The organism is Brevundimonas sp. (assembly GCF_036405315.1).
Classification (GTDB): domain Bacteria; phylum Pseudomonadota; class Alphaproteobacteria; order Caulobacterales; family Caulobacteraceae; genus Brevundimonas.
The window spans coordinates 1-2,566 of sequence record NZ_DASWXW010000062.1; the positions used below are offsets into that span (position 1 = coordinate 1).

2 protein-coding genes are annotated in these 2,566 nt (G+C 68.5%); one reads left to right on the plus strand and one right to left on the minus strand.

Going from position 1 to position 2,566, the window contains the following annotated elements; all coding sequences use genetic code 11:
• Positions 1-1,300: histidine--tRNA ligase (gene hisS, locus VGE49_RS04340; protein ID WP_331033354.1), on the plus strand; the 1,300-nt coding region annotated here is incomplete at its 5' end.
• Between the two features lie 372 nt (positions 1,301-1,672).
• Here hisS and VGE49_RS04345 read toward each other — a convergent pair.
• Positions 1,673-2,566 (minus strand): M13-type metalloendopeptidase (locus VGE49_RS04345; protein WP_331033355.1); only part of this gene is annotated, 894 nt, incomplete at its 5' end.

Consider the following 2,566-nt stretch of genomic DNA (forward strand, 5'->3'; position numbering starts at 1 on the left):
CGACCGCCCCAACGAGGGCGTCTTCGCCCTGCAGGACGACGCCGGGTCGGACGAGCCGGGCGAGTGGATGGCCCTGCGCTATGACCACACCGCGCCCCTGGCCCGCTTCGCCGCCCAGAACTGGGAGACCCTGCCCAAGCCGTTCCGCCGCTACGCCTACGGCCCGGTCTGGCGCAACGAGAAGCCGGGCCCCGGCCGCTTCCGCGAGTTCTGGCAGTGCGACGCCGACACCGTCGGTTCGGACCGCCCCGAGGCCGACGCCGAGATCATCGCCATGGGCTGCGAAGGCCTGCGCGCCGCCGGTCTCGGCGACGGCCAGTCGGTGATCCGCGTCTCCAACCGCAAGCTGTTCGACGGCCTGTTCGACGCCGGCGGCGTGACCGATGCGGTCCAGCGCCTGACCGCCCTGCGCGCCGTCGACAAATACGACCGCCTGGGCCTGGAGGGCGTGCGCGCCCTGCTGGGCGAGGGTCGCCTCGATGAATCCGGCGACTACACCAAGGGCGCCCGCCTGCCCGCCGCCGTCATCGGCGCGGTCGAGGCCTTCCTCGTCTCGGCCGAGACGCCCGGCCTCAGCCGCGCGGGCGTGCTGGGCGCCGTGGCCAAGGCCGGCGCTTCGCTGGGCGCCGCGGGCGAAGCGGCCCTGGCCGAACTGTCCGCCATCGACCGCGCGCTGACCGCCATGCGCGTCGGCGAGGACGAGGTGAAGTTCGACCCGACCATCGTGCGCGGTCTGGAATACTACACCGGCGCCGTGTTCGAGGCCGAGCTGCTGCTGGACACCAAGGACGACAAGGGCCGGGCCGTGCGCTTCGGCTCCATCGGCGGCGGCGGCCGCTATGACGATCTGGTGGCGCGCTTCACCGGCCAGTCGACGCCGGCCACCGGCTTCTCGTTCGGCGTCTCGCGTCTGGCCTCGGCCCTGCGCGCCGCCGGTCGCGGCGCCGACGACGCGACGCGCGGCCCGGTCGTGGTCATCGTCTTCTCCGAGGACGACATGCAGCACTATCTCGACGCCGCGTCTGAACTGCGCGCCGCGGGGATCGCCGCCGAGCTCTACCTCGGTCGCGCCGGCATGAAGGCGCAGATGAAATACGCCGACCGTCGCGGCTCGCCCGCCGTGGTCATCCTGGGCGGCGACGAACTGGCCGCCGGCGAAGTGACCATCAAGGATCTGGACGCCGGCCGCGCCCGCGCCGCCGCCATCGCCGACAACGAGGCCTGGAAGGCCGAGCGTCCGGGACAGCAGAAAGTGGCCCGCGGCGATCTGGTCGCCACGGTTCGCGCCATTATCGAATAGGCTTCGATTAATCTTTGGGCTGAAACGTGTATTATCGACGTTCAGTCACAAAAGATCCGTCTTTGGGCATCCTCTTGATTGACTTGGCCCCGGCGTTCGCGTCATTTGGTCTTACTCGAGAGGCGCAGCGGTCAAATGCAGCGACATCTTGAAGGCGTTTCGGGGAGGAAACGTCCGCTCCTTAGAGAGCGAGAAAGCCCGCTGCGATGTATCCCCCGCAGCGGGCTTTTTCATGCCTGAACTCCTGAACCATGACCCGCGCCGCCGGACCCGAGGCCCGATTCTCGAAAGACTTTCGATAACAACCGTCCACCCAAGAAAAAGGGCCGGAGCGTCGCCGCTCCGGCCCTCTTCATCATCAGACGTCGCGCCTTACCAGATGCGGACGCGGTCTTCCGGCGCAAGGTAGTATTTCGAGCCCGGCTTGACGCCGAAGGCTTCGTACCAGGCGTCGACGTTGCGCACCGGGCCGATCACGCGGAACTCGGCGGGGCTGTGCGGATCGGTGGCGATCTGCTGCTTCAGCGCCTCCTCGCGGTACTTCGACTGCCAGACCTGGGCCCAGCCATAGAAGAACCGCTGGTCGCCGGTCGTGCCGTCGATCACCGGGGCGGGCTGGCCGTTCAGCGACAGGTGGTAGGCGTCCAGGCCCACGGCCGTGCCGGCGGCGTCGCCGATGTTCTCGCCCATGGTCAGGCCGCCCTGAACCGGGTGGCCCGGCAGCGGCTCGAACTGGTCGTACTGGGCGCCCAGGCGCGTGGTCAGCCCCTGGAAGTTGGCCTTGTCCTGATCCGTCCACCAGTTGCGCAGCACGCCGTCGCCGTCGGACTTGGAGCCCTGGTCGTCGAAGCCGTGGCCGATCTCGTGGCCGATGACGCCGCCGATGCCGCCGTAGTTGACGGCCGGATCCGCGTTCGGATCGAAGAAGGGCGGCTGCAGGATGGCGGCCGGGAAGACGATCTCGTTATTGGCCGAGTTGTAGTAGGCGTTGACCGTCTGCGGGGTCATGCCCCACTCGGCCTTGTCGACCGGCTGGTTCAGGCGGTTCAGCTGATAGTTCCACTGGAACTGGCCCAGACGCTGGGTGTTGCCGAACAGGTCGTCGGCGCGGATTTCCAGCGCCGAATAGTCGCGCCACTTGTCGGGATAGCCGATCTTGACGGTGAACTTGCGCAGCTTCTCCTGAGCCGCCGCCTTGGTCTCCGTCCCCATCCAGGTCAGGTTGTCGATGCGGTGCGACAGGGCGGTGCGCAGGTTGGCGACCAG